Origin of the sequence: Vibrio sp. Isolate33, assembly GCF_022397895.1 — a bacterium.
Lineage (GTDB): Bacteria > Pseudomonadota > Gammaproteobacteria > Enterobacterales > Vibrionaceae > Vibrio > Vibrio pomeroyi.
On the sequence record NZ_JAKEUP010000001.1, the window covers coordinates 727,564 to 753,797 of the forward strand.

Annotated in this window: 25 protein-coding genes; 15 read left to right on the plus strand and 10 right to left on the minus strand. The window is 44.9% G+C overall.

Features of this window, described 5'->3' with window-relative positions; translation table 11 throughout:
* Nucleotides 1-148 precede the first annotated feature (148 nt).
* The 3 genes from L1D37_RS03035 (at nucleotide 149) to L1D37_RS03045 (ending at nucleotide 3,603) form a co-directional block, all read left to right on the plus strand.
* The gene (locus L1D37_RS03035) at nucleotides 149-1,060 is read left to right on the plus strand and encodes a LysR family transcriptional regulator (protein WP_239846827.1); all 912 of its coding nucleotides are present in this window, start codon (nucleotides 149-151) and stop codon (nucleotides 1,058-1,060) included.
* Nucleotides 1,061-1,301: 241 nt separating this feature from the next.
* Entirely contained in the window at nucleotides 1,302-2,462 is a 1,161-nt protein-coding gene (locus tag L1D37_RS03040; RefSeq protein ID WP_176680089.1) for a multidrug effflux MFS transporter, read from the plus strand.
* 124 nt (nucleotides 2,463-2,586) lie between these two features.
* On the plus strand, nucleotides 2,587-3,603 hold the full coding sequence (locus tag L1D37_RS03045; protein WP_239846828.1) for an alpha/beta hydrolase: 1,017 nt from the start codon (nucleotides 2,587-2,589) through the stop codon (nucleotides 3,601-3,603).
* Nucleotides 3,604-3,621: 18 nt separating this feature from the next.
* On the opposite strand, the gene L1D37_RS03050 is transcribed toward L1D37_RS03045, so the two are convergent.
* The gene (locus L1D37_RS03050; RefSeq protein WP_239846829.1) at nucleotides 3,622-4,692 is read right to left on the minus strand and encodes an AraC family transcriptional regulator; all 1,071 of its coding nucleotides are present in this window, start codon (nucleotides 4,690-4,692) and stop codon (nucleotides 3,622-3,624) included.
* A gap of 112 nt (nucleotides 4,693-4,804) precedes the next feature.
* A complete protein-coding gene (locus L1D37_RS03055; RefSeq protein WP_210450155.1) occupies nucleotides 4,805-5,761 on the minus strand; it encodes a helix-turn-helix domain-containing protein in 957 nt (318 codons plus the stop codon).
* An 89-nt stretch (nucleotides 5,762-5,850) separates the two neighbouring features.
* Between L1D37_RS03055 and L1D37_RS03060 the strand changes: the two genes are divergently transcribed.
* Complete coding sequence (locus L1D37_RS03060) at nucleotides 5,851-6,411, plus strand: cysteine hydrolase family protein (protein WP_239846830.1); 561 nt, start codon at nucleotides 5,851-5,853, stop codon at nucleotides 6,409-6,411.
* 120 nt (nucleotides 6,412-6,531) lie between these two features.
* Here L1D37_RS03060 and L1D37_RS03065 read toward each other — a convergent pair whose 3' ends face one another.
* The 4 genes from L1D37_RS03065 to L1D37_RS03080 all read right to left on the minus strand — a co-directional run bounded on the left by L1D37_RS03065 (nucleotide 6,532) and on the right by L1D37_RS03080 (nucleotide 10,129).
* On the minus strand, nucleotides 6,532-7,890 hold the full coding sequence (locus L1D37_RS03065; RefSeq protein WP_239846831.1) for a Na+/H+ antiporter NhaC family protein: 1,359 nt from the start codon (nucleotides 7,888-7,890) through the stop codon (nucleotides 6,532-6,534).
* Nucleotides 7,891-8,163: 273 nt separating this feature from the next.
* Nucleotides 8,164-8,928: a hydratase gene (locus tag L1D37_RS03070; RefSeq protein ID WP_239846832.1), complete on the minus strand. Its 765-nt coding sequence runs from the start codon at nucleotides 8,926-8,928 to the stop codon at nucleotides 8,164-8,166.
* A 369-nt stretch (nucleotides 8,929-9,297) separates the two neighbouring features.
* Nucleotides 9,298-9,603 carry a DUF3861 domain-containing protein gene (locus L1D37_RS03075; RefSeq protein WP_065584990.1) on the minus strand — a complete coding sequence of 102 codons (306 nt, stop codon included), beginning with the start codon at nucleotides 9,601-9,603 and terminating at the stop codon, nucleotides 9,298-9,300.
* Nucleotides 9,604-9,637: 34 nt separating this feature from the next.
* Nucleotides 9,638-10,129 (minus strand): DUF2798 domain-containing protein, encoded by a 492-nt coding sequence (locus tag L1D37_RS03080; protein ID WP_239846833.1) that lies wholly within the window; start codon nucleotides 10,127-10,129, stop codon nucleotides 9,638-9,640.
* A 97-nt stretch (nucleotides 10,130-10,226) separates the two neighbouring features.
* On the opposite strand from L1D37_RS03080, the gene L1D37_RS03085 reads away from it, so the two are divergent.
* A complete protein-coding gene (locus tag L1D37_RS03085) occupies nucleotides 10,227-10,661 on the plus strand; it encodes a MarR family winged helix-turn-helix transcriptional regulator (RefSeq protein WP_239846834.1) in 435 nt (144 codons plus the stop codon).
* A gap of 134 nt (nucleotides 10,662-10,795) precedes the next feature.
* On the opposite strand, the gene L1D37_RS03090 is transcribed toward L1D37_RS03085, so the two are convergent.
* On the minus strand, nucleotides 10,796-11,857 hold the full coding sequence (locus tag L1D37_RS03090) for an MBL fold metallo-hydrolase (RefSeq protein WP_239846835.1): 1,062 nt from the start codon (nucleotides 11,855-11,857) through the stop codon (nucleotides 10,796-10,798).
* Between the two features lie 179 nt (nucleotides 11,858-12,036).
* On the minus strand, nucleotides 12,037-13,821 hold the full coding sequence (locus tag L1D37_RS03095; protein ID WP_239846836.1) for an SgrR family transcriptional regulator: 1,785 nt from the start codon (nucleotides 13,819-13,821) through the stop codon (nucleotides 12,037-12,039).
* Between the two features lie 604 nt (nucleotides 13,822-14,425).
* Between L1D37_RS03095 and rimK the strand changes: the two genes are divergently transcribed.
* Together rimK and L1D37_RS03105 are read left to right on the plus strand one after the other, a co-directional pair.
* A complete protein-coding gene (gene rimK / locus L1D37_RS03100) occupies nucleotides 14,426-15,331 on the plus strand; it encodes a 30S ribosomal protein S6--L-glutamate ligase (RefSeq protein ID WP_176680022.1) in 906 nt (301 codons plus the stop codon).
* A 32-nt stretch (nucleotides 15,332-15,363) separates the two neighbouring features.
* On the plus strand, nucleotides 15,364-15,792 hold the full coding sequence (locus L1D37_RS03105) for a RimK/LysX family protein (RefSeq protein WP_017631356.1): 429 nt from the start codon (nucleotides 15,364-15,366) through the stop codon (nucleotides 15,790-15,792).
* A 129-nt stretch (nucleotides 15,793-15,921) separates the two neighbouring features.
* On the opposite strand, the gene L1D37_RS03110 is transcribed toward L1D37_RS03105, so the two are convergent.
* Nucleotides 15,922-16,710, minus strand: coding sequence for an MBL fold metallo-hydrolase (locus L1D37_RS03110; protein ID WP_239846837.1), 789 nt, complete (start codon nucleotides 16,708-16,710; stop codon nucleotides 15,922-15,924).
* Between the two features lie 291 nt (nucleotides 16,711-17,001).
* On the opposite strand from L1D37_RS03110, the gene L1D37_RS03115 reads away from it, so the two are divergent.
* The 3 genes from L1D37_RS03115 (at nucleotide 17,002) to L1D37_RS03125 (ending at nucleotide 19,909) form a co-directional block, all read left to right on the plus strand.
* Entirely contained in the window at nucleotides 17,002-17,919 is a 918-nt protein-coding gene (locus tag L1D37_RS03115) for a permease (protein ID WP_239846881.1), read from the plus strand.
* 116 nt (nucleotides 17,920-18,035) lie between these two features.
* Nucleotides 18,036-19,085: an FAD-dependent oxidoreductase gene (locus L1D37_RS03120; protein ID WP_239846838.1), complete on the plus strand. Its 1,050-nt coding sequence runs from the start codon at nucleotides 18,036-18,038 to the stop codon at nucleotides 19,083-19,085.
* Nucleotides 19,086-19,306: 221 nt separating this feature from the next.
* Nucleotides 19,307-19,909 (plus strand): 2OG-Fe(II) oxygenase, encoded by a 603-nt coding sequence (locus tag L1D37_RS03125; protein WP_239846839.1) that lies wholly within the window; start codon nucleotides 19,307-19,309, stop codon nucleotides 19,907-19,909.
* Between the two features lie 131 nt (nucleotides 19,910-20,040).
* Here the strand turns inward: L1D37_RS03125 and L1D37_RS03130 are convergent, their stop codons facing one another.
* A complete protein-coding gene (locus L1D37_RS03130) occupies nucleotides 20,041-20,373 on the minus strand; it encodes a hypothetical protein (RefSeq protein ID WP_239846840.1) in 333 nt (110 codons plus the stop codon).
* Nucleotides 20,374-20,730: 357 nt separating this feature from the next.
* Between L1D37_RS03130 and L1D37_RS03135 the strand changes: the two genes are divergently transcribed.
* From L1D37_RS03135 to L1D37_RS03155, 5 genes are all read left to right on the plus strand, one after another.
* The gene (locus L1D37_RS03135) at nucleotides 20,731-22,023 is read left to right on the plus strand and encodes an extracellular solute-binding protein (RefSeq protein ID WP_239846841.1); all 1,293 of its coding nucleotides are present in this window, start codon (nucleotides 20,731-20,733) and stop codon (nucleotides 22,021-22,023) included.
* Nucleotides 22,024-22,297: 274 nt separating this feature from the next.
* Nucleotides 22,298-23,179, plus strand: a complete 882-nt coding sequence (locus tag L1D37_RS03140) for an ABC transporter permease subunit (protein ID WP_239846842.1) — start codon at nucleotides 22,298-22,300, stop codon at nucleotides 23,177-23,179.
* A 38-nt stretch (nucleotides 23,180-23,217) separates the two neighbouring features.
* Nucleotides 23,218-24,060 carry a sn-glycerol-3-phosphate ABC transporter permease UgpE gene (gene ugpE, locus L1D37_RS03145; protein ID WP_239846843.1) on the plus strand — a complete coding sequence of 281 codons (843 nt, stop codon included), beginning with the start codon at nucleotides 23,218-23,220 and terminating at the stop codon, nucleotides 24,058-24,060.
* Nucleotides 24,050-25,354 carry a sn-glycerol-3-phosphate import ATP-binding protein UgpC gene (locus L1D37_RS03150; protein ID WP_239846844.1) on the plus strand — a complete coding sequence of 435 codons (1,305 nt, stop codon included), beginning with the start codon at nucleotides 24,050-24,052 and terminating at the stop codon, nucleotides 25,352-25,354. Before ugpE ends, L1D37_RS03150 begins: the two co-directional genes overlap by 11 nt.
* A gap of 56 nt (nucleotides 25,355-25,410) precedes the next feature.
* Nucleotides 25,411-26,130, plus strand: a complete 720-nt coding sequence (locus tag L1D37_RS03155) for a glycerophosphodiester phosphodiesterase family protein (RefSeq protein WP_239846845.1) — start codon at nucleotides 25,411-25,413, stop codon at nucleotides 26,128-26,130.
* Nucleotides 26,131-26,234: the final 104 nt, after the last annotated feature.

Genomic DNA, 26,234 nt, shown 5'->3' on the forward strand with positions numbered 1-26,234 from the left:
TAATTTACAATTAATTCACCGCCACCATAGAGAGGGTACTTTTCTATGGTGGCTTAGCATTTGACTCATGAAACTTACCATTTCGTATTGTGTTAGTCTGAATGCACTTTTAAGCAAAAATATACCTAATTTTTGATGGGATTTATGTATGGCAAAAATTGACTTGAACTTACTCTTTACGCTGCAAACTTTATTGAAAGTAAAAAGCACAACATTAGCAGCTAAAGAACTCAATACTAGTCAGTCTGCTATCAGTCGGTCATTACTCAAACTACGAGAGTTGATAGGAGATGAAATACTCGTACGTAATGGTCAAAAATTGGAACTAACGGTTCGAGGTGAAGAATTGGCGCATGAAGTTCCGCATCTGATGTCTCAAACCAACTCACTCTTTGCACCCAAAGAATTTATTCCAGCGACTTGTAAAGAGAAGCTCACTGTTGCGATGAATGCCTCCATTGCTGAATGGCTCGTACCACCTTTCATCCAGCTTCTTTCACAGCAAGCACCTAAGGTTGAATTAACAATCGAAGATTGGGAAAGTTCGACGCCTGACTCGCTCGACAAGAAAGAAACAAGAATTGGAGTCAATTACTTCCCTATTGAGTTACCAAAAAGCTTCATTCAACGTAAGGTAGGAAAAGACGACTTTGTTCTTGTTTGCCGTACCGATCACCCTCTCAGTCAACTTGAATACATAACCTTTGAGGATATAAAATCGCAATCTTTCGCCTTTCATATCATGAAAGACTGGAACGATGATGCGCCCAAAGCGGAACGTGTGTTCAAACAAAATGGCCTAGAAATGAATGTACACCTACGGTGTCGCCATATCAGCATCATCCTCAAAACAATCCTAGAATCAGATATGGTGTTCTTCTGCTCTTCTTTGGCTGCCAAGCAGTTTGACGAGCGATTTGTTGCAGTCCCTTTAGATAAAAACTTAGACACACCCACTGGTGATATAGGTTTATTTTATTCTAACCAATACACTTCAGACCCGATTACTAAATGGCTAGAGAGCTTGTTACGAAAAGCCATCAAAGCTGAGAATGCATAAATCACGACTATCACAACTAGCTGATTGAATTCATTAGCTATAAGAGTGATAATGTTTTGTAATACAATTGAGCAGTCAGACAATATCCCAGAAGCTTTCGCCACCTTCTTTAGCGAATCTATCCTTCATGTCTGACGTGCCTACGCCTTCTGAAACACAACATCACATCCATTAGAAATCTTTTCTTGGATAACGGGGAGAGACCTTGAAGAAACCACAACCAGTACTGGGTAAGACCGGTATGCTATTTTTCCTCGTCATCATCAGTGCGTTTCCTCCATTGACCATCGACCTGTATTTGCCAGCACTTCCGCAAATGGTTGAGGTGTTCAATACAGATCAATCCATGGTTAACCTAACCCTAAGCAGCTACTTCGTGACTTATGCTGTAGGCCTGTTGTTCTGGGGACCGCTGAGTGAAAAATTTGGCCGTAAGCCTATCCTATTGATTGGCTTAGCAAGCTATATGGTCGCGAGCGTGATATGCGCAATGACCAACAGCATCGAACAATTGATTGGCGCTCGCGTCTTCCAAGCGTTTGCAGGCAGTGCCATTACGGTTATCGCCACCGCCATTGTGAAAGATCTTTATGAGGGTCGAGAACGTGAAAAGATCATGGCGACTATCATGTCACTGGTGATCATCGCGCCAATGGTCGCGCCTGTATTTGGTGCCTTCCTACTGAAAATCGCATCGTGGAGAATGATGTTCGTCACTCTCGCGATTTTTGGTGCGTTCGCCTCAGTATTAGCGTTCTGCTATCGAGAGACGCTAGAAACCAAGTACCAAGGTTCTATGTTCCGTTCATGGGGAAGAATGGGCGTGGTCATGAAAAACCGCTCGTTCGTCAAGCTACTGGTTATTTTCTCTATCACACCAATGGCGCTGATGGGCTTTCTGGCTGCCGGCTCTTACATCTACATCAATGACTTCGGACTCACCGAACAACAGTTCAGCTACGCGTTCGCATTCAACGCATTGTGCGCCTCATTCGGGCCAACCATTTATATGAAGTTGTCCTATCGAATGCCAGTTCAAAAGGTCATTACCGGGTGTTTTGCTCTACTGGCGATCGCCGGAATCTTCACGCTGACTGTTGGTGGCTTGTCACCTTGGTTCTTTGCTTTCATCGCAGCCCCTGCCACTTTAATGGCCATCATCATGCGAGTGCCCGGCACTAACTTGATGCTGAACCAACAAGACCACGACACTGGCTCTGCAGTTGCACTGATTCAATTCTTTAGCATGATCTGTGGCTCACTAGGCATGGTCTTAGTTTCAATTCGCCCAGACTCGCTAATTGAAAACCTTGGCTTTATCCAGTTATCCGTCGGCACCCTAGGCGGCTTGATGTGGCTTATGGTTAGAAACAAAGAGTATGTGACGACGAAGCTGAATTAAGGTTGTTCCAATATCTAATCTTGTACTTAAACACGATCTAGGGCGTCCTCGATCGTGTTTGAGGTCTCGTGATACCTAGCCTTAGCGCATATTAACTCCAATCACCTCAATTGGAGCAAACCCCATGAAATGGATATATTTACTGTTCACATCCCTACTTTTCCTTTGCAATTCTGCCATCGCTTCGGGTGTCGGATTCACTCAAGTCACCTTAACTGACGATCCTAGTCGCCCGCTAAATACTGCCATTTGGTATCCCACACAAGATGTTTCCGACACTATCTTGATTGGCGATAACCCCGCTTTCATTGGTACTCAAGTCATCAAAGATGCCCGAGTTCAATCAGGCATTTTTTCATTAATACTGCTATCACACGGCTACCGAGGAAACTGGCGAAACCAAAACTGGTTAGCGACTAAACTTGCGAGTCTTGGCTACATCGTAGCAGCCGCTGATCATCCGGGAACCACTTCTTTCGACCACTCCCCCAAGCAAGCAGCGAAATGGTGGGAGAGGCCAAGGGATCTTTCACGCATTCTGGACTACTTGTTATCCGAAACCCCGTGGAAGCAGTCTGCTAACGCCGACAATATTACCGCTATCGGGCATTCATTAGGTGGTTGGACTGTGATGCAATTGGCGGGAGCGAAAATAGATAGAGCAACGTTTAAATCGGAATGTAAGCAATATAACAATCCGAGAACTTGTGGGCTTTCCGAAGAGTTAGGGCTATCCAAAGTCCAAGCTAAAGAACCAAACAATAAAGATCTTTCAGATCCAAGAGTTCAACGTGCGGTCAGTCTTGATTTAGGGCTTGCTCGTAGCTTTTCAGTCGGCAGCTTAAATGGCATTACAGTGCCAACATTAATACTGGCTGCTGGGATCGATATAGGAGATCTTCCTCAGGCATTAGAGTCTGGTTATATTGCCGAGCACATGCCATTGAACTTAAGACGCTACAAAGTCTATGAAAACGCCACTCATTTCAGCTTCATTCAAGGCTGTAAACCAGGTGCTATACCAATGCTTAATGAAGAAGTGCCAGGCGATGGCATTATTTGCAAAGACGGCCTAGGGGCTTCACGCAGTGAACTACATCAATTGATGTTAAATGACATTGTTGGCTTTCTGAATCAATAAACAGAACAACAAGCAAACTCAATCTGCCATTTGTGGTGAACTTCGAAACTCACTCGGAGTTTGCCCAGTGATTCTTGAAAACTCACGATTGAAATTAGACTTGGTCTGAAAGCCTGAACTCAGGAAGATTTCAGTTATCGCTTCATCAGTTTGCTTCAGTAACGTCTTAGCATGCTCAATTCGATAGGTGTTGATTACCTTCGAAATGTTTTCGTTATGAGTTTTGTTAACCGCCGATGATATTTTTCGAGCTGGAATGCCTAACTTTCTCGCTAGCCTATTGAGAGACAAATCAGGATCCTTGAATACTTCATGCTCCCTCATTAATGCATCGAACTTGGCCATGATCTGAGCAGTTTCTTCAGCTTGGTCTTCATCTAAGCTGATCGCTAGTGTGGTCGATGTGCCGGCCTCTTCTGGCGAGCGTTGTGACATGGAAGATAAAGCCTTCGCTTGCTGGTTTTTTTCTTCGACAGGCATACTAATACTGACAACAATCACAGCGGACACAATGGCTGGAATAAGAACCAGATAGCCAATCGATAGGATTAAGTTGGTGTGTTGCGAATCCAGCAACAAGATATCGTAAGAGAGTACACCATCGACCAAAGCGGAAAACAGTAGCATTCCGCCTGCAACCCGCTCTGCAATTAAGACTTTCGATACATCAGTTAGCCTTACCTGTTCCGGCATAGTGAACGATGATTTCAACAGCAAACTGCCATAGCCGAGGTATAGCGAAATCAGTAATACATCAATGGTCCCAACCCAGATATGCTGATACAAGAATGAACTAACCAGAACAACAACAGGGCCTATCCAATGCAAATGTGTATTTGGTTTACTTCGATGAGCCCCCACAAAGCAGAGCCAAGCCGCCACTGGAACACTGGCTCCGAGAATGGGCTGTAAGAAGCGAAACAACGCAACATCTACCGTCCATCGCAGCCCCACCACCGTAACCATTAACGCGCATAGAATGATAAACCAGAATGGCTTTTGACTGTTTTGTGGGTAACGATATCTAAGTAGCGCGCCAGTGATGAATAACAGCAACGCAGCGACAAATGGTAAAGGAATGGCGAGCATTAAAAGTCCGTTTAAATTCGAAAAAGATCACTTCAATCTCACGCTACCAGCTTTATTATCAGAGCTACTGAACGAGCTAAGTAATACGTGTTGAATATCAATCTATGGTAAATCATTCTTCTGATAGAAATCTAGACCGAAACCTTGATGGCGTTAAACCAATGATTTTCATAAAGACTTTTCGAAAGCTGTTCACGTCTTCATAGCCCACAAGATAGCTGATTTGCTCCACAGATTTATGAGAGCTTTCCAATAGCTCACACGCGCTTTGAATTCGTACGTGTTGGATATAATTGATAGGCGTAAAAGTGGTCGCTTTGGTAAATTGACGAATAAAGGTTCTTCGCGTCATAAACGCTTCGTCAGCCAATTGATCGAGTGTCAAAGGGAGGTGGTGGTTCTTTTGAATAAAACGTTGCACCTGAACAATCTTGTCATTGCCATGAGCATAGTTCGGTACAAAGCTCTGATAGTAGCGTTGCTCTCTCAACCCCGTATCAAGTACTAAGTATTTACCCAAATTGCGCGTATTGGTCGGTGTCGTATATTTAGTCAGGATAAACAAGGCCAGATCCATCCAAGACATCAAACCACCTGCGGTGATAATGTCAGCATCATCAATCAAAATTTTGTCGATATCGATATCAACATCTGGGTACAAACCCGAGAATTTTTCTTGAGCTTGCCAATGCGTAGTGACGGTTCGCCCTTCTAGCAATCCGGTTTGAGCAAGAATGAACACGCCTGCGCACGCTGAACACAATATAGAACCCTTTTGATGAGAGTGAATCAGATAATCCGTTAGCCTATCATCACGCTCTAAGTAGTAGCTGCCATCTAGGTTGGGCGGCAATAAAATGATATCGGCTTTAGACTCTTCATTTGAGTTAGCCGGTGAAACCGATAAGTCACCATAAGGCTTGATCTCTACCTGAAACTGAACAGCTTCATTTTCAGAATCAAGGCTGTTCGCCATCTGAAGGAACTCTTTGACTCCAAACACAGCGCTCTGCAGAGAGCCTGGATAATCGATGATTTCGACCTTTACTGATTTTGTCACTATTGCCATATAGTCTGTCATTTTTGACGTGAGTTAAAAAACAGAGAGTAGTCATAATAGCCCTACACCACAAGACATTAACAACAAAGGTCTGGATTATGACAAACACTGCACTACTACTTATCGACTTCCAAAACGACTACTTCCCTTCATACGAAGGCGCGAAATGGGCGCTATCTGAAACAGAAAAAGCGGCAGCTAAAGGAGCACAATTGCTTACGACATTCAGAAGCAAGAAGCTGCCAATCGTTCATGTGCGCCATGAATTTCCAACCGATGAAGCACCGTTCTTCTTGCCTGATTCAGATGGTGCACAAATCCATAGCAGCGTAGCGCCTCTGCAAGGTGAACCTGTCATTGTAAAACAGCAGATCAACAGCTTTAGAGATACTGAACTGGACAAAGTATTGAAAGAACAAGGCGTTGAAAGGTTGATCATTGTTGGAGCAATGAGCCACATGTGTATTGATGCGGTGACTCGCGCAGCAACTGACTTGGGTTATGAATGTCACGTCGCCCATGATGCTTGTACAACATTAGATATGGAGTTCAACGGTGTGAAGGTACCAGCAGCACATGTCCATGCCGCGTTCATGGCTGCACTTAGCTTTGGTTATGGCAACGTTGCAACAGCAAACGAGCTAGAGAAGCTGCTTTAATCAAGATCCGCCTAAGTGGGAAGCACTCAGATTTGTGATTGCCACCTAAACTGACAATCTGCATATTTAGAGCACAAAAAAGGCGCCGATTACGGCGCCTTCTTATATAAAGGGGTCTCGTTATGCAGTTGCAGTTTGACGAGCTGGATGTTTGATAAACACAGTAACCACAGCCACGATAGCAAGCGCAAAACAGTAGTACGAGTTAGAGACAATCTCTAGCGGCGATAGGTTGAATACCGAACCTAATAGCAACACCTGCGCACCGTAAGGCAACACACCTTGAATCACACAAGAGAAGATATCCAACAAACTTGCTGAGCGACGCGGAGACACGTTGTTCTCTTCCGCCAGTTGGCGAGCCACGCTACCAGATACAATAATCGCTACTGTGTTGTTTGCCGTACACATGTTAACCATAGACACCAAACCAGCAATACCTAGCTCACTCGCACGACCATTCGCTTGCTTAGAGTGTGAAGAACCAAACGCACGAATCACACCGCTTACAAGGTTAGTCAGGAACGCAAGTCCGCCTTGGCGACGCATCAGCTCACTCAAACCACCAATCAGCATCGACAGTAGGAAGATTTCCTGCATATTACCGAAGCCTGCATAGATATCTTGAGCGTAATCCGTCAAACCATAGTTCTCAACAGAGCCTAGGCTCACACCACCCGCCAGCAGGATACCGATTGTTAGCACAACGAACACATTCATGCCCGAAACTGCAAGAATCAAAATAGTGATGTACGGCAGAACTTTCAGCCACTCGATTGGACCCGTTTCAGGCACTTGAGTTGCGGTGCTGTTGAAAGCAAAGATAACAATCGCAATCAATGCAGCAGGAAGTGCAATACGGATGTTCTCTTTAAACTTGTCTCTCATCTCACAGCCTTGCGAACGTGTCGCGGCAATCGTGGTATCAGAGATGATCGAAAGGTTGTCACCAAACATCGCGCCACTTAAAACAACACCGGCTGTTAGTGGAATGCTCATGCCTGCTGAGTCTGCAATGCCTAATGCAACAGGCGCTACCGCGGCAATAGTACCCATCGAGGTGCCCATTGCTGTCGCGATGAACGCAGAAATTAGGAAGATACCCGGTAGGATCATGCTTGTCGGAATCGCAGATAGACCAAGATTTACCGTCGCGTCAACGCCACCAGACGCTTTAGCCACAGCCGCAAAAGCACCCGCCAATAGGTAGATCATACACATTGCGATAATGTCTTTATGACCGACTCCACCCAAGAATTGTTCGATAGCACGGTTCAATTTATCTTTGCTTAGCAACAACGCCAGCATCACAGCAGGTAAAGCTGCAATTGGAGCTGGAAGCTGATAGAACGCAAAATCGACACCTTGCAGTGACAAGTACGTACCTACGCCAATAAACAGCGCAAGGAACACGATCAGAGGGATAAGCGCCACTGCCGAAGGGGCAATTACCGCATTAGAATTTTTCGAATTGGACATGGAACGACAACACAATAGAACAGGAAGGTGAGCAGACTAATGTCACACTTAAGGCTTGTCAACGTCTAGACGTCTAAACGCCCAATTTAATGCAAAGTAATAAGCACACCATTGAACATCACATAATAGAAAAGGCTATTTACTCACCAGTAAATAGCCTTTTGAGAACAGATTGCTTCTCGAGAACCGATAGCTTTTCGAGAACAGATAGCGTTTATGCAGAAGCTGGCTTTTGCCTGCTTAGTGCTGTTGCTAATTTAGCTGTTTTCTTGCTTAGTTTTTTTGTTGGAACGTCACTTGGTATTCGCCAATGCCTTCGTAATGGAAGGTCGTTGGCTTATCGAAACCCATCTCCACGATACCGCAGTAAGAACCCGTGATGATTGCTTCGCCCGCTTGGAAATCAACGCCACGACGAGTCATATAGTTAATCAGCCAGTAGATAGGGCTTGGTGGTAATGTATTTGGGTGCTTACCTGCGAATGCTTGAACTTGTTCGCCTTGAGTCACTTCGATATTGATCTCAGCAGAAGTGAACGCTTTTTCGCGATCAATCTCTGGGCCAATGAACAAACCTTGGTTTACTAGTCCGTCAGCAAGCTTTTCGTAGAACTCAGCACCGCTGTCATCAGCAAAACGAGACTGCATCAACTCAAGTGCCATGTGGCAAGAACCGATCGCATCGTTGATTTGCTCTTCGCTGTAACCTTCTTGGTTTGCAGGTAGGCTCTTAGCAAGCGTGAATGCAATTTCAGGCTCAACACGCACTACGTCGTTGTCAGCAAACAGTTCGCAAACTTCGCCTTGTTGAATGCTACCTGAAAAGATAGGTGCAACAACAAACTTGTCTTCAGCCAGAGGAAGTAAACACTTCCAACCACCGACTTTGTCGCTCTTGAGATCGATCATTGATGATTGGATCTTTAGCGCATCTTCCAAGTTGTTCGGACGGTATTGTTCGTTCAATCTTGGTGCTTTGGTTCCCGCAACGCGGCGACTTAGCAGTTCTTCAGCCGCTTGCTTAAATACATTTGTCATATAATACCACCTTTAGTTTTATGACCCGTATAATATCGGATTTATTGAAGCTTGAATAGACAATTCAACAACGATGGAACACCGAAAATTCAGCCCTCAATTTTCGCATATTCTAGACGCAAACAACTGAAACTATTTTGATTTATACCAATCACAGTAAGTAAGTGTTCAGAAATAGCGCCGGAAAAAGGTTTGAGAACAAGGCATCATTTTTTGATAAATAGTTATTCTACAATCAAAAATTATAACGCAGTTATCGAGCGTTTTAACCAGCTAGGCTGACCAGTTATTTACTACGATTGGTATTAGATATAAGAAAAGCCAGTAAGTTCGTTACTGGCTTTTCGATGTATTACTGATGATTAGACTTTACTGTCCTTTCAACGTCTTCTTCAAATTCTGCATGAAGTTTCTGAAGTGCGGCATGAAATCAACAAACAGAGGATGTTTTCTATCTTGCATCATCAAAGGGCCTAGCAAGCGAATGCTCACTCCTAGTCTCGCTGCAGATTGCTCATCTAAGCCGCTGTCTTGTTTGATCTTCTCAACAATCGCGAACATATTTTCTCTGTCTTCAATTTCAAACTGCATGGTTTGCAGTTCACGATCTTCTTTGATGTTCACTTCTTCGATAGTGATACGGTAGTTATTGTGTTTGCCTGTGAATGCTTTCATGTGGATCTCCTAAAATGCTTAAAAAGTGTTTTGGTTAGCTCTTCATGAATCGTTCGAGCTTAGGTTTAACCGTCATCGACATCACGACCATGATCGCAAGGCCAATGGGAAGTGCGGCAATAAATCCATTAAACCATCCACTGGTAAACGCCGATGTATCCGAAAATCCAACGTTATTTGCCGCTGTTACAAATGCCATGATGGACTCCATGATAAAAGCCATAATCAATCCCACGATTAGGTTGCGAGCTTTCTCGCCGTAATTGGGGAATACCTTGGCGACCAACTTAGTCACCAAAGTCATCATTACCATGCCAATTGGCATCATAATCACGACAACTAGAGCTAACGAAGAGAGCCAGTTGCCGATGAATGCCTCACCAAATCCGACATTCATGTAGGTCATCACGGCCGTTAAGCTGCCGCCAATGGTTAGCATTAAGCTCATCATGACCAAAATTTTGTATAAAACGGGTGTGCCTTTTTGCTCAGGAAGAGTTGGCGTTAGTGTTGCTTGAATCGTCATATCTATTTCCTGTCTTGAATTTACGAACAATTAAGTTGATAATGTCAACTATAAATACAGTAGTTGATATTGTCAACTACTTTTCTGAGGATCGTTTATGTCTGATAACACATCGCTAGAATCCATCTTTCGCTTAGTGCACTCTTTGAAACGTCAAATGAGCGAGCAGATTGAGAGCTTGGATTCTGAGATCGCACCCATGAACATTCGTGTCATGAAGATCATCACTAAGAAGTCTCCATGTACGGCTATCGATATCGCGCACTTCTTAAATCGCGATAAAGCGCAGGTCACGAGATTAGTTAACGCATTGATCAATCAAGAGCTTGTGAAGAAGTCTCCAAACCCAGAAGACAAGCGCAGCCAGTTATTGGTTCTGACCGATAAGGGTGAAGAGATCATGGGCAAAGTCTCGAATATTGATCGAGAGATGCTGCAGAGAATGACTAAAGGCATGGCCGAAGATGAACTAGAACAGTTCCGAAAGGTCGCTAAAAAAATGGCTAAGAATCTGGAAAGTTGCTCTAAGTAACAAGCAGCCCTTTCGAACAAGCCACTCGTTTCAAAAAGCAAAAACGCCACCGAATCCTGCGATCGGTGGCGTTTTGTGTATGAGTTGGGTTTGTACAGTTTAGCGGTTTATCTATATCTAGCTTGATACAAGCTCTAATTCGATGTCAGTTTCCACCAAGCTTGAACTGGTACTGGTTCTGAAATGACGAGTCGTTCACCCATCACAGGGCTCACCATCTGTACATCTCGCTCCTTGCTTATCGCGAGAGCTTGTTCCATTGGGTCTTGCCAGTCGTGCATAGAAAGGTCAAACGTACTGTTGTGGATTGGCATCATCACCTTACCTTGAAGGTCGATGTGCGCTTGAACGCTCTGCTCTGGGAACATATGAATATCTGCCCAAAGTGAGTTGTATGCGCCCGTTTCTACCATAGTTAAATCAAACGGCCCGAAACGCTCACCAATCTCTTTAAAGCCATTGAAGTAACCAGAGTCACCACTAAAGAATACTTTCTTATCAGAAGCATTAATCACCCAGCTACCCCATAGAGTTTGGTCACGATCAAGCAAGCCACGGCCAGAGAAGTGCTGTGTCGGCGTCAAAGTAAACTCAATATCTGAGGCGGTTGCCGATTCCCACCAGTTCAACTCAATGATCTTTTCTTTATCCACGCCCCACTTTTCCAATAGTGCGCCAACTCTAAGTGGTACCAAGAATGTCCCTACTTTGTCGGCTAATACCTTTACTGCACCTTTATCTAAATGGTCGTAGTGGTCATGGCTGATCACTACCACATCAACGTAGGGAAGCTCTTGCAGTGAGATAGGGGTTGGGTGGAAGCGCTTTGGCCCCATCCATTGCACTGGCGATGCGCGATCACTGAACACAGGGTCAGTCATCACTAGCTTGCCATCCAGCTTCATCATCACACTTGAGTGACCTAAGCGGTACGCAACGTCTTCTTGCTCTTCGATCAATTGCTCGGCTGTCATCGGCATTAAAGGCAATGCTGCGCGTGGCACTGGCTCATTCCTTTCTACGGTTACATACGCTTTCAAGATTGAAAAAATATCAGACATGCCCGATTTGTACTCTAACTCACTGTTAGAAAACTTCTTTGGAAGCTTATCTAGATTATCATTTGATTGTGAACCTGTGCTTACGATAGCGACCACGGCAAGTACTCCTAAAATCGGTAATAGATATTTTTTCATTGGTATCTCTTCAACCGTTGGGAAAAACCCAACTCAAAAACTACACTGACTAGTTTACATACCAAAAAATAAAAGTAAACCAGTGAGTGTAATTTTTATTTAATCTAAACGTGAGCGTGCCAAAATCGATTTTGGAAAAACCGACTTTGGCGAAGAGTTACTCTATTTGGTAGGCAAGGTTAGTCAGCAGACCATACATTCTTGAAGTCGGGCCATCCCCAGTTGGTGATGGCGACGTTTTTCAAGATGCCTTGGAAACGCACGGTTTGTAGGTGGTGGAACATCGGCACTAACCAATAATCAGAGATCAATGTTGATGCGATAGGCTCTAGCTCTGCTAGGTAATTGGGCAGTTCAACCGACGCTTTGTGATGATCTAAACGCTGCTTCAGCCAATCGCTGTTCATGTCTCCCAATGCAGAGTGCAGAACAGGATCGTTCATCAACCACGAGAACAGTGAAGATGGCGCATTGTCGTCTAGGTTTAAATTACACAACACCAAGTCTTCTTTTAAATCGCCACTCTGCGAGAGCTGCGCCAATTCGCGAAAGCTGTAGGTATTCACCTCAACTTCCACACCATATCGTTTTAGGATGTCTGATACACAAATAGCACAACGATAGAGCGCGTAGTAATTATAAACCGCAATGCTCATCTTCTTAGGCAGTTGCGCCTCTTTCGAAGGGGTTCGATACAGTTTCTGCCAACTTGGCAGTATGTTCTGAGCCAGAGAGACACTGAACAAACCTTGATTTTTTTCCAATTGAGACAAAATAGCTTGTGGGTTCGCAAGCCCAGAAACGTACTTACGTTGCTCGTCGCTTAACAGGTTCGCCGCTGAGTTTTGATTGAACAGGATAAACAAACAGCCATCTTCGATTCGACTGCGAAGCCCGTCTGTTTCAGCAGACACTAACTCCGTGTCGCTTTTCCCTAACTGATGAAAACAGGCCGAGTCTTCATACGGCGACACCTGCATTTGGCTGTCGTCGAAACGAGCACTGCCCGTCATAGACTCTTCGAACTGCCAAATGGTCACTTCATCCGTTAAAGAACGACACCCATAATAGTGCTCAAATGCAGCAAGCTTGATACGTTCATTATTGGTTTCGACCACTTTGAATGGGCCTGTGCCCACCACCGCGTGAGACACAGAGCTTAATGGTGACGGCTCACGGGTCACTTGTGCTGCAGGTTGAATCGAATACTTAACGCCAGCCAACAAGCCTGCGAAGCCGGTGTCAGCTTTAGTCAATTGGAAGCTGATCCTCAGCGGCTGTTCACTGTAAACCGAAGCTACATGAGCTAACTCTGTTTGATAGAAAGGTAAGGTTTGCAAGGCTGAAAACAGCGAGACTAACTGTTTAGCATCAACAGGTTGGCCATCGTGGAAGGTTAGTCCTGGGCGCAAATAGAAAGTCCAAACTAACTTCTCAGCATCATATTCCCAATGGTGTGCTAACTCAGGCTTCAACTCGCCTTTGCCATTACAAGTGACAAGGCAACTGAATACTTGCCTGATCAAAAATCGTTCGCTACTGCGGTGAATGTGGTGTGGGAACAGGTCTTCAAACTTACGTTTATAGGTTAATTGAACGTGCAGCAGCCCTTCACGCATTGTCGCGCCCGAGGTTTCTTGAAGAAGAGAACCAAAGATTGAGCGGTCATTATCTAGAATCGAGAGCGCTTTTTCGTATTTGCCCTGCTCTATTAATTTTCCGGCAACATGTTGAGTCAGCTCTTGGTTGCTAAAGCGTAAGGTCAGGTTAGATCGTTGATTCCTGCCAACTTTTGGTTCCCACACTACCCATTCAGCTTGATGCATCTTACCTAACAAGGTTCGAGCATGGCGCAAACTGGTAAACAGCTTGTCTGCGACCTCAGTTAAGGTCACCGAATGTGAGAGGTTCGGTTCGAACGAATCCAGCCTTGTGTAGTAACGCATCATGTTTAGATCAGACAAATAATGAACCTTTTTAGAAACAACCCTTCCTGATTAAGCCCATTATAAAACACATCGACTAAAAAGTAGCGATAAAAGACAAAAACAGGAACAACTTAGTAAAAAACCATCTGTTTATTACTTCCTATTAAATAACCATAATTAATGGGTCAGCAGGGAACGTTAAGTTCCCACCAAAGCCTAATGCAAGAGAAGTAATCATCATGAGAAAATACTATCTTAATAAGTTAAAAAGCACCTGTAGCAAGCTCGAAAGAGAAGCACTACGAACACTTATAGAGCTATGTAACTGGCGTTATTAGTACACTTTTTAGCACCGAGTTAACGCGAGTTGAGCACAACCTAATATGCTCCTACCCCCAATATGAGTTAGGTCTCAACTCGCTTTTCCATTCCAAATCCCCTCTCAAGCCCGCTGTACCAATAGCTCACACATTCGATAAATTTCTGTTGTCGACTCGACAAATTTAATTCGTTTTCTTAGTTAAACGAAAAGCCTTAAGGTTCGCCCCGAAGCAAGCAAGGAGCCTAAGAAAAAACTGAAAGCTCAGCTAACAACTAATTTATTTGCAGTTACCAATCAGGTATTAACTAAGGAAACGCCATGCGTATCGCAATTCTTTCTCGTAACGAAAATCTATACTCTACCGCTCGTCTAAAGCAGGCTGGAGAAGCACGTGGTCATCAGGTCGATGTTATCGACACGCTGCACTGTGATATAGATATCGCGAGTAACAATCCGAAGATTCGCTACATGGGTGAAGAGCTACCTCAATACGATGCTGTTATTCCACGTATTGGCGCTTCCATTACCTTTTACGGAACTGCGGTTGTTCGCCAATTCGAAATGATGGGCACTTTTTGTATCAATGAGTCAGTAGCAATCAGTCGTTCTCGCGACAAACTGCGCTCGCTACAACTGTTGTCTCGTAAAGGTATTGGCTTACCAAAAACAGGTTTCGCTAGCCGCCCAGACAAGATTCAAGACTTGATCAAAAACGTAGGTGGCGCGCCACTGGTTATCAAGCTTCTTGAAGGCACTCAAGGTATCGGCGTTGTACTAGCAGAAACAAACAAAGCAGCAGAAAGCGTTATCGAAGCGTTCATGGGCCTAAAAGCGAACATCTTGGTTCAAGAGTTCATTGAAGAAGCAAATGGCGCAGACATCCGTTGTTTTGTTGTTGGCAATAAAGTAATTGCAGCGATGAAGCGTCAAGCTGGTGAGGGTGAATTCCGCTCTAACCTACACCGTGGCGGCACAGCTCAACTGGTTAAACTATCTAAAGAAGAGCGCGCTACAGCGATCAACGCGGCGAAAATCATGGGGCTAAACCTATGTGGTGTAGATATTCTACAATCTAAGAATGGCCCAGTGGTAATGGAAGTGAACTCTTCTCCAGGCCTAGAAGGTATCGAGAAAGCGACAGGTAAAGACGTTGCAGACATGATTTTCGAATTTATCGAGAAAAATGCAAAACCAAACGCTAACCGTACTCGTGGCAAAGGCTGATTAAACGCCGTTAACTCATGATTGGAAATAACATGAACAATAAAATGATCATAGGGAATACTGAAGCACTTTGCTTACCAGAGTTAGGGATAACTGGACTACATACACGTGTTGATACAGGGGCTAAAACCTCTTCTCTACACGTAGACAATCTACTATGTGTAAAAACAGACGGTGAGAACTTCGTGGAATTCGATCTTCACCCAGATGTGTACCACCTAGAAGAGACAGTGCGCTGCAAGGCGAAGCTGAAAACAAGCAAGAAAATCAAATCATCTAACGGCGAAGTTGAACACCGTTGTGTGATTGAAACCATGCTAAAAATCGGCGGTCAGGAATGGCCTATCGATATCACGCTAAGCAACCGTCAAGATATGACTTATATGATGTTGCTTGGTCGTCAAGGCATGAGTGACAAAGTGATTGTTGACCCAGCGGGTGAATTCCTGCTGACTCACTAATCCGAGTCATCGTAACCGCTCCACAGGTTATAGCTAAAGCTAGTCACAACGATATAAGGCCAGTCTCATAACTGGCCTTATTGCGTTCTATTCTTGAATTTCGAGTTGCTGATCTTACTTTGAGCTTATCTATTTCTTAGAGTTACCATGAGACTGGAAACCAAAACGCCAAATCGATAACAGCAGTTTCTTAGCTTTGATTTTGGTTACCCGCCAATGTGTCACAGGTCTTCTTGGAGCACTCATCAATAAGTGCTCAAAGGCTGTCTGATTAAAATCGACTTGTCCTCCATGCGCCACCAGCAGGGTATCAAGCTGCATGTCATAGATTCGAGATACTGACTCTCGGTACTTGTTAGGATGAAAGATAGGGAAAGGCGGAATCAGTTTCTTTTTCACTTCCACCATTAGGTCTGCCACATAGGCGACGCTGTGAGATGGGCAATAAACCGACAGATCTCTATCAGTGTGCCCCGGCGTTTCTAGAACCAACCAATCATCAAAACCCGGAATGCTCTCACCATCCGACAACTTGTAGTCCGGCTTTAACTTCCTCGAATACCATAGGTTTGCTTTAGGCTTGCCTAAGCGATTCGCCATCCATCGTGCCAGCGCCAGATCAGTCAAATGCATCAAGATACCATCAATTCCGTGATACCAGTCTTTGTCTCGATTTGCTGCCACCAAGTTACAGTTCGTTAGCTTTCTGAGCTTGTGCGCTGCCCCTGCATGATCAGGATGCATGTGTGTCACCACAACCGTGTGTAGATCAGAAAAATCACGCATAAGCTCGGTTTCAATGAAAGTCTTCAAATGCGGGATGTCGGCTCGACATGCGCCATCAAGCAACAGTAATTTGTCTGGATACTCCACCAAGTACATGTCTTGGATGTAACCTTTAATGGTATGCAGCTGCAAACCCACTCCTTGTGATAAACCAACTGGTCAGACCTATACCATAGCAAACTCACAACCAATTGTGATCATTTTGTTAATAACAACATCTATAACCCCTTTATTTTCATGGATTATGAAAAGTACATCTTTCAGAAAACCTCAAAAACTTCAAATAATTCAATAGCTAACTAACAATTCACCGCTATAACTAAATACACTCCCAAATATATTTCGATTTTTATCGAAATATTTATTGACGGTCTAATTTCGCAAGCGTATATTTCGACTATTCCAGAAATATAGAGAAAATAAATTATGACTATTACACAAGATATGGTTATGGATACCTTAGGTATGTTCGGCTTCTTAGCGGTTGAATTAACACTACTATTCCTATTGATCAGCTACATCGTAGGTGTACTGCAGGAGTACATTCCACCAGAGAAAATACAAAGCATTCTGAGTGGCAAAAATGGTAAGGGTTACTTTGTTGCAGGCTTATTGGGCGCTATTACCCCATTCTGCTCATGCTCAACAATTCCATTTTTGAAAGGTCTACTGCGTGCAAAAGCAGGTTTCGGCACCATGATGGTGTTCCTATTTGCTAGCCCACTTTTAAACCCAATTATCATCGGCCTATTCGCCGTGACATTTGGACTAAAAGTGACGGTGTTCTACTTTGCTATCGCAATGGGTGTGTCGGTAATCGCGGGTTACACCTTAGAGAAACTTGGCTTTGAAAAATACGTAAAACCAGAGGCTTACATTGCTCCTGAAGCGAAAGGCTGTGCTTCTTCATGCGGCGCAAAAGCAAAACCTATCAACAAATGGGTAAGAATTTGGAACAGCACATGGGCTGACTTCAAAAAAGTGGTTCCTTACCTAATCGGTGGTATTGCTCTTGGCTCAATGATTTACGGCTTTATGCCAACGGAATTTGTGGCAAGTGTAGCAAGTGAAGACAACCCATTTGCGATTCCAGTGGCGGCTGTAATTGGTATCCCACTGTACATCCGAGCTGAAGCAGTGATTCCTTTGAGTGCAGCATTAGCAGCGAAAGGCATGGGACTTGGAGCAGTAATGGCGTTGATCATTGGTAGTGCTGGTGCGAGTTTAACTGAAGTGATTCTGCTTAAATCTATCTTCAAAAACAAAATGATTGCAGCGTTCTTGTTCGTAATCTTGAGCATGGCAATTGGCGCTGGTTTCTTGTACCAATTCATCTTCTAACCCTAAAAGCACACTCTCTTGAGTGTGCTTTTTCCAGTATCAAAGAATAGAAAATAGAACAGAGAAACAAGTAGATAAACGAATTACTCCAGAAATCGAAGAATCAGAGGTGCAACATGGTTGAGCAAATCATTATTATCGGCGCAGGCCAGGCGGGTCTATCTACCGCCTACTACCTAAAAAGAAATGGGCTCAACCCACTCATTCTTGATGCGAATCCAACGCCAGGCGGCGCTTGGACAAAAGGATGGGACAGTTTGATGCTGTTCTCACCAAAAGAGTACAGCTCGTTATCTGGGTTGATGATGCCGAAGACTGAGCTCGACTACCCGAGCCGTAACGAGATCATCAGCTACTTAGGTCGCTACGAAAAACATTACGACTTTAGAATCGAACGCCCAGTGCAAGTGCAAAATGTTGAGAAGAAAGATGGTCTGTTTTACATCACTACCGACACCGGCGTTTATCAGTCTCACGCTTTGGTGTCTGCGACCGGTAACTTCTCTAGCGCCTCTGTTCCCTACTTTGAAGGCATTGAACAGTTCAAAGGCAATCAAATTCACTCTAGCGAGTACCAAAACAACAAGTCGTTTGAGAAACAAAATGTCGCGGTGATAGGCAGCGGCAACTCAGGCTCACAGATCCTTGCAGAAGTGTCAGAAGTTGCCAACACGCACTGGTTTACGAATCACCCACTACAATACCTTGATGACGATTTAGATGGCCGATACCTGTTCGACCTTTCAACCAAACGCTACTACGCCTCTTTGAAAGGCGAAACACTTGAGAATACTGACGACTTTTCCAAGATAGTAATGACGCAAAGCGTGAAAGAAGCCCGAGAGCGAGGCGTGCTGATCAAAGAAGAAGACATTATTCGCTTTACCGAAGACAGCATCATCACTAAAAACAAAACGATCCCGATCGACGCGATCATATGGTGCACGGGCTTTAAAACCCAACTCGATCACTTACAGGGTTTAGGGCTAAACAGCGATCTTAGCAAGATCTCAGACGTTACTCGCTCCAATCAACATCAAGGCCTGTGGTTTATGGGCTATGGCGAATGGTCAGGGTACGCCTCTGCGACCATTGTTGGCGTTCAAAAACACGCACGAGAAGCCGCTAAGCAAATCAGTGAAGCGCTCGCATCAACAGTAAGTTAGCTCGGCCTTCATTCTAGTTATCGCCTAATTCGAATTGCCCCTCACAATTAACGCCTCAGCGTTGGCCCAATATGGACTGGTTCTGAGGCGCCATGCAAGCTTTCTCCTCTCCAAATTTAGACACCTTCTACGATTTTATCGTGACGACAAAATACGTGATTTGTTGACCTGAGTTATTAGGACTATATATGCGCCTCTAATTTATTGTCTGAGTGCTATACATGAACCAACTAATCGATGCTCTTTCTACCCAAGGTTACTTTGTTTGGGATGACTTCTTAACGCATGAAGAAGTAGTGGCATTGAGGGATTGCATTCCAGAGAACTGGAAAAAGGCTAGGATTGGCCGTAACGATGAAGTAACGCGAGAGTCGACCATTCGTAGTGACAAAATTCAGTGGGTACGCCGCGACATGGGCGAGCCAGCTTCTCTGTTCCTAGACAAGATGGAGCAAATTCGTTTAGAAGCAAACAAAGCGTTCTTTTTGGGTCTGTTCGAGTACGAAGCGCACTTTGCTAAATACGAGAAAGGCGACTTCTACCAAAAGCACTTAGACTGCTTCAAAGGCAATGAGAACCGCCGTCTGACTACTGTGTTCTACATGAATGACGAGTGGACAAAAGAAGATGCAGGTGAGCTTGTGGTTTACGATCTAAAAGACAATCACATCGTGACTATTCCGCCAAAATCAGGCCGTTTGTTTGTGTTCTTGTCTGAACAGTTCCCACACGAAGTATTGCCAACCAACACAGAGCGATTCAGTATCGCAGGTTGGTTCCGTATTAACGGCGTAAAAGACAACCAACTCGATATCGCACACTAAAGCGAGATTTAGGACTAGAGACTGATAGTTGAAGACTGAGAATTAAAAACTAAAAGCTATCTTGTCCAAAGTCCGTCAACCTAAAGCCTCTCCATCGAGAGGCTTTGTTGTTTTGGGCATAATGCGTATATCTACGAACCATGACGTATCAGAGCCACCGACAAATACATCCCAACCACGATAACCGTTCCCACAAACCAAGTGCTTAAAAACGGTACGCTTGAAACCGATAAGCGTCGAATCAGCTTACGCTTATTAAAATCTGAGCCACACACAGCACACGATGATGCACGTGACTGCATGCTGCCAAATTGCTGATTCGCAGTCCATGCGTGACAATGTTTACAGAAGCGTAATTTAGCACTTTCTTCATGTGCATCCAGCTCCAGTTCAGCGTTGTTTAAGCTTTGGAGCGATAAAGTAGGTACCGTTTCTAACGATGATTTTGGTGATTGATACGACATGATGAAGGTTCCGGTAGCGAGTCATTGATGCCGAGGACGATACCCACAACAAGCTCAAATAGCCTGTTAAGTGTTATTAAAAGCAATGAAACGACATTAATCGAGTTTTAGACACGGGTTAACTCAACCTTTACGATAATCTAAGCCACTGAGTTGTTGAACAATCTCACTAACATCTAAATTATCAATAACCTTCCCCTTACATAAAATCGAAATGAATCTTTCATAGCAGTGAAACGGTTTAGCCACGTAAGTGAAATACGTCCTGTTCAAGATAGCTTAAAACGACACCCCTACCGTCTCGTTAACATTCTGACTCAATACCCCTACATAGATTTCATCCAAAAGGAAAAGAAGATGAATAAGCTAATTTTGGCAGGCGTTCTTTCTGCAACAGCAGCAATGCCAGCGTTCGCAACGACTCAAGTCACTTGGTGGCACGCAATGGGCGGCCAACTTGGAGAAACCGTCAACAAAATTGCGACCGACTTTAACGCGTCACAAGATGATTACGAGATCACGCCAATCTACAAAGGGTCATACACAGAGACCTTAACAGCGGGTATCGCAGCCTACCGAGCAGGCGAAGCACCAAACATTTTGCAAGTCTTCGATGCGGGTGCAGCAACCATCATGAACGCCAAAGGTGTCGCGAAACCAGTACAGGATATTCTGGTTGAGTCGGGTTACAGCTTTGATTCAAATGATTACCTAGCAGGTGTTCGTAACTTCTATGCCGACAACCAAGGCAAGATGGTCGGCATGCCTTTCAACAGCTCGACACCGGTTCTTTACTACAACAAAGACCTTCTTGCGGAAGTGGGTGCCGAGGCGCCTAAAACTTACGAAGAACTCGAAGTGGTTGCTAAAAAGCTAAAAGCAGAAGGTCACATCGCCTTTTCCCAATCTCTGACGCCGTGGATCATGTTCGAGAACTTTAAGTCTCGCCATAACCTACCGGTCGCAGACCAAAACAACGGCTACGACGGCCTATCAACCAAGCTGATGTTCAACACCGAAGATATGATGATGCACGTTAGCAAGATGAAGGAGTGGTCAGATTTAGGGTACTACAAGTATTACGGAAGCGATTGGGATGCAAACCAAACACCTTTTGAACGCCAAGAGGTGGCAATGTGGATGGGTTCTTCTGGTTCATTCGGTGGCTTACGTAACCGCGTACCTTTCGAGTTGGGCACCACCTACCTTCCCTACTGGAAATCAGTTAACCCAGATGCAGGCTTAACCTTCATTGGTGGTGCGGCTCTGTTTGCACTGAATGGCCACGACCAACAACAAGACAAAGGCGTCGCGGCGTTCTTTGATTACCTGACTAAACCTGAAACTCAAGTCTACTGGCACAAAACCACAGGCTACGTTCCGGTAACGACAGCTGCTTATGACCTAGCGAAAGAGTCTGGCTACTACAAAGAACAACCCGACGCAGAAGTGGGCGTTAAACAGTTGAGCCTAAAATCGGGCGAATGGACTAAGGGTTATCGCTTAGGTTACTACCCTCAGATTCGTGAAGTGATGCATCGTGAGTTCGACAACATCTTCGCTGACCGTTCTAGCGTCGAGAACAGCCTAGACAAAGTCGAAGATGAAAGCAGCAAGCTACTAAAACGCTTCGCTCGCACCATGAACTAGATAGGTTGATGGGCTAGCTCTGTTTATGGACTGGATCTATTAATGAAATAGAGCGGTTCAACCGCTTAAAACTTAGCGAAACAAAGCAGTTCATTCCTCCTCACTACTTGTCCGTCACCTTGAATCAATAGAGTGATAACGAGTCGTGAGGAGATTCTTCACTCACGCCATTTCTTGCTCCAAAAACTACAACTCAACTGGAAGCATGCCTTGTTATAGCGCGAGTGGTCACGGTAACTAAAGTGGTTCAAGCCACTCATTTGGGGATTACCCTGTGGAACGACGTCAGCAATTTTTTCACTCTCCACTGCCTTACTTATTTTTGGCACCTCAGATACTCATCATCGCAGTTTTCTTTATCTATCCAGCGGCAAAAGCGGTGTACCTTTCCTTTATGCTGGAAGACCCTTGGGGCACCTCTTCGCTCTTCGTGTGGTTTGAGAACTATCAAATGTTATTCGAATCGAGTGAGTATCTAAGCTCAATTGGCTTCACCCTGATGTTCGCGGTTGTTGTATCTTTCTTGTCGTTAGCGTTGGCGCTGCTGCTCGCCGTAAAAGCCGACAACATCATTCATGGCCAAGGGGCTTACAAAGTCACCCTCACTTGGGTATATGCCGTTGCTCCCGCGATCGCTGGCGTTATCGGTGCTTTCCTGTTTAACCCGCACATTGGCGTGTTCACCGAGATATTTGCAGTGGTGGGTTGGGATTTCAGCTTCCAGACCGATCCGGTGGATGCCACGTTCGCTCTGATATTGGTGTCGGTGTGGAAGCAAGTCTCGGTGAATTTCATCTACTTTCTGGCTGGTCTTCAATCAATCTCGTACGCGGTAAAAGAAGCGGCGATGTTGGATTGTGTCAGCGATTCAAAACGCTTCTGGACCATTACCTTCCCGCTACTCGCACCAACGGGATTTTTCCTGTTGGTCATCAACCTCACCTACTCGTTCTTTGAAACCTTTGGCGTGATAGACACCATGACCAATGGCGGCCCGGGCGGAGGCACAACCTCGCTAGTGTACAAGGTGTATCGCGATGGTTTTGTTGGCGCAGATTTGGGTGGCAGCTCGGCACAATCGGTTGTGTTGTTGCTGTTGGTACTGACGCTCACTTTTATCCAGTTTCGTGTTGTTGAAAAGCGTGTTCATTACTAGCCCATCACAGCTAGGTTTTAACGCGACAGGAGTTATTCATGAAAAGTAATAAGGTCTCTGACCACTTGATTTTGATTGCTGGGATGCTGTTTATGTTGGTCCCAATTTGGCTGATCTTCGCCAGTTCGACCCATAATCCGAACACCATTGTCAGCGAGGGTTTGCAGTGGTTACCGGGCGATAATTTTACGAGTGTTTATAGCGAAGCTTGGAACAAGAGCATGGGTTTTAGTGGCGAAGTCACCGCCAGCAAAATGATCGCCAACTCGATGATCATGGGACTCGGTTTTGCGATCGGTAAGATCATCATTTCGATGATGGCTGCGTTTGCTTTAGTCTATTTCAGACTGCCTTACGCAACTGCTTGGTTCTGGCTGATCTTCGTTACTCTGTTGCTGCCACTAGAGGTTCGTATTATCCCGTCTTATGAAGTAGTTGCAGGGCTTGGGCTACTCAATAGCTACACCGGTTTGATTCTGCCTTTGATCGCCTCTGCCACCGCAACATTCTTCTTTAGGCAGTTCTTCAAAACCATCCCCGACGAACTGCTCGAAGCCGCTCAACTAGATAACGCAGGCCCGTTTCGATTCTTTGTCGACATCTTGCTGCCGCTGTCTAAAACCATGATCGCCGCAATCTTCATCATCATGTTTGTCGTAGGTTGGAACCAATACCTGTGGCCAATCATGATGACGACGGATGAAGGCTACAACACCATCGTGATGGGCATCAAACAAGTACTCAATAACATTAATGAAACCAGTTTACCGCGCTACGACTATGTGTTCGCCATGGTGATTTTAGCGATGTTGCCACCCGTTTTAGTGGTGGTTGTATTTCAGCGTTGGTTTGTAAAAGGGCTCGTAGAAAGTGAAAAATAATAACGACACAACTCAAATGAACGATAACCGAATCCAGTCACTCGATGAGTATAAGACGTCTCACCAGACTTATCCCCAAAAGACAGAGGACACTTCTATGCCTATTCGCAATCACTCGTTAGCTCACAAGAATGCTGGTAGAGGGCATAAACTCAAGGCCAAGCCACCCGCTATGCTGGGTATCAAGAACTTGGTGAAGACGTATGAAAACGGTCATCAAGCTGTAAAAGATGTCTCACTTGATATCGATAAGGGCGAGTTCCTTGTATTGGTTGGTCCTTCAGGCTGTGGCAAGTCTTCAATTCTGCGTTCTATCGCAGGCTTGGAAAGCATCTCTGGCGGTGAGATTCACTTAGGTGGTCGCCGTGTTGATAACGAAAAACCTGCACAGCGTGATATCGCGATGGTCTTTCAGAATTACGCGCTCTACCCTCACATGACGGTGTATAAAAACTTGGCTTACGGTTTAAAGAACCGAGGTGTCAGCCAACATGTGATTGAAGAGAAGATTGAGAAAGTCGCCAAGACACTCAAAATCGAAGAATACTTAGATCGTAAGCCTGCCAAGCTCTCTGGTGGACAGCGCCAACGTGTGGCTATGGGCCGAGCGATCGTACGCGACCCGCAACTGTTCCTATTTGATGAGCCTCTGTCTAACCTCGATGCCTCATTGCGTGCTCACATGAGATTAGAAATCAAAAAGCTGCAACGTGAACTCGGCGTGACCAGTGTTTACGTGACTCATGACCAAGTAGAAGCCATGACGCTGGCAGATAGAATCGTGGTTCTCAACCAAGGACAGATTGAGCAAGTCGGCACACCAAGAGAGGTCTACCACCAGCCAGCTAGCACCTTTGTGGCGAGCTTCATTGGCAGCCCCGCGATGAACTTTTTACCCGCCACACTCGACGACGGCTATCTTGAAATTGGCGATCAACAGATGTACTTGCCAGAGTACGCGCACGTTAAGAACACAGAAATAACCCTTGGCATTCGCCCTGAGCACTCTGAGGTTTGTTCCGAATTAATGATGAACACCTTACCTCTTGAACTTCGTATCAGCGTGGTTGAGCCGCTAGGGCCAAATCAATTGGTACACGGCCTTGTGAACGACCAGCCTTTTATAGCCGTTACGCCAGAAACAACCCTATGCCAAGCGGTGCCACTCGGATTAAGCATCGACAAATCTAACCTGCATATTTTTGATGGCCGCGGGAAGCGTATTCAGCCGAATAACTTCACCTCACAAGAGTTACACGAAGAGACAACAAGCTTAACGACGGCTCTAGCTTAATGGAGTACACTGATATTTAATGCGTTTTTACGGTGCGTCTTTAAGAAGGATTAATTATGTCGTCTATCATCGTAGGTCATCGGGGTGTAGCAGGTACTCACCCGGAAAATACCAAAGCAAGCATTGAACAAGCCGCTAAACTCGGTTTGAAATGGATTGAAGTAGATATTCAGCCAACTCAGGATGATCAACTGGTGGTTTGTCATGACCACACTCTTGAGCGCTGCAGCGATGGCAAAGGGCGTGTTGATGAACATACCCTTGCCGAATTGCGTCAGCTCGATTTCGGCAGTTGGAAGTCTGAGCAATTCGCTGGAGAGAAAATACTAACGTTGGAAGAGCTACTCGCACTTGTTGAGCAGTACGATCTCAGCGTTAACCTTGAGATCAAAGTCGATAGCCGACACCAAGCGCCTCATGTGGTCGATCTGCTGCATTCAGAACTGATTCGTTCAAACCTCGATACCGACAGAGTGCTACTTTCAAGTTTCAGCCATCAAGTGGTTGCTGAAATGGCTCATCACCTGCCAAGGTATCGCGTTGGTGTGATCACAGAGCAACTGACTCAAGACGATTTACTGCTGATTGATGAGGTAAAAGCGTTCAGCTGTCACATGAATTACGAACACGTGATTCAGAGCGATCTTGATACGCTCAGCGAAGCGAACATTCAAACATGGTGCTACACAGTCAACGATCCGCCTCGCTTCGAATTCCTCTCAAATGTGGACGCGGTATTCACTGATTTTCCAAATAAATTCAGCTCGATAAATTGACCCCGCAAATACTATAAAAATCACCCTGAGAGACTTTAAAATTAACGTCTAGAAACTTCAAAATTAGGTAGCAAACACAAGTGAGTAGGAGTACATTCCGCTAC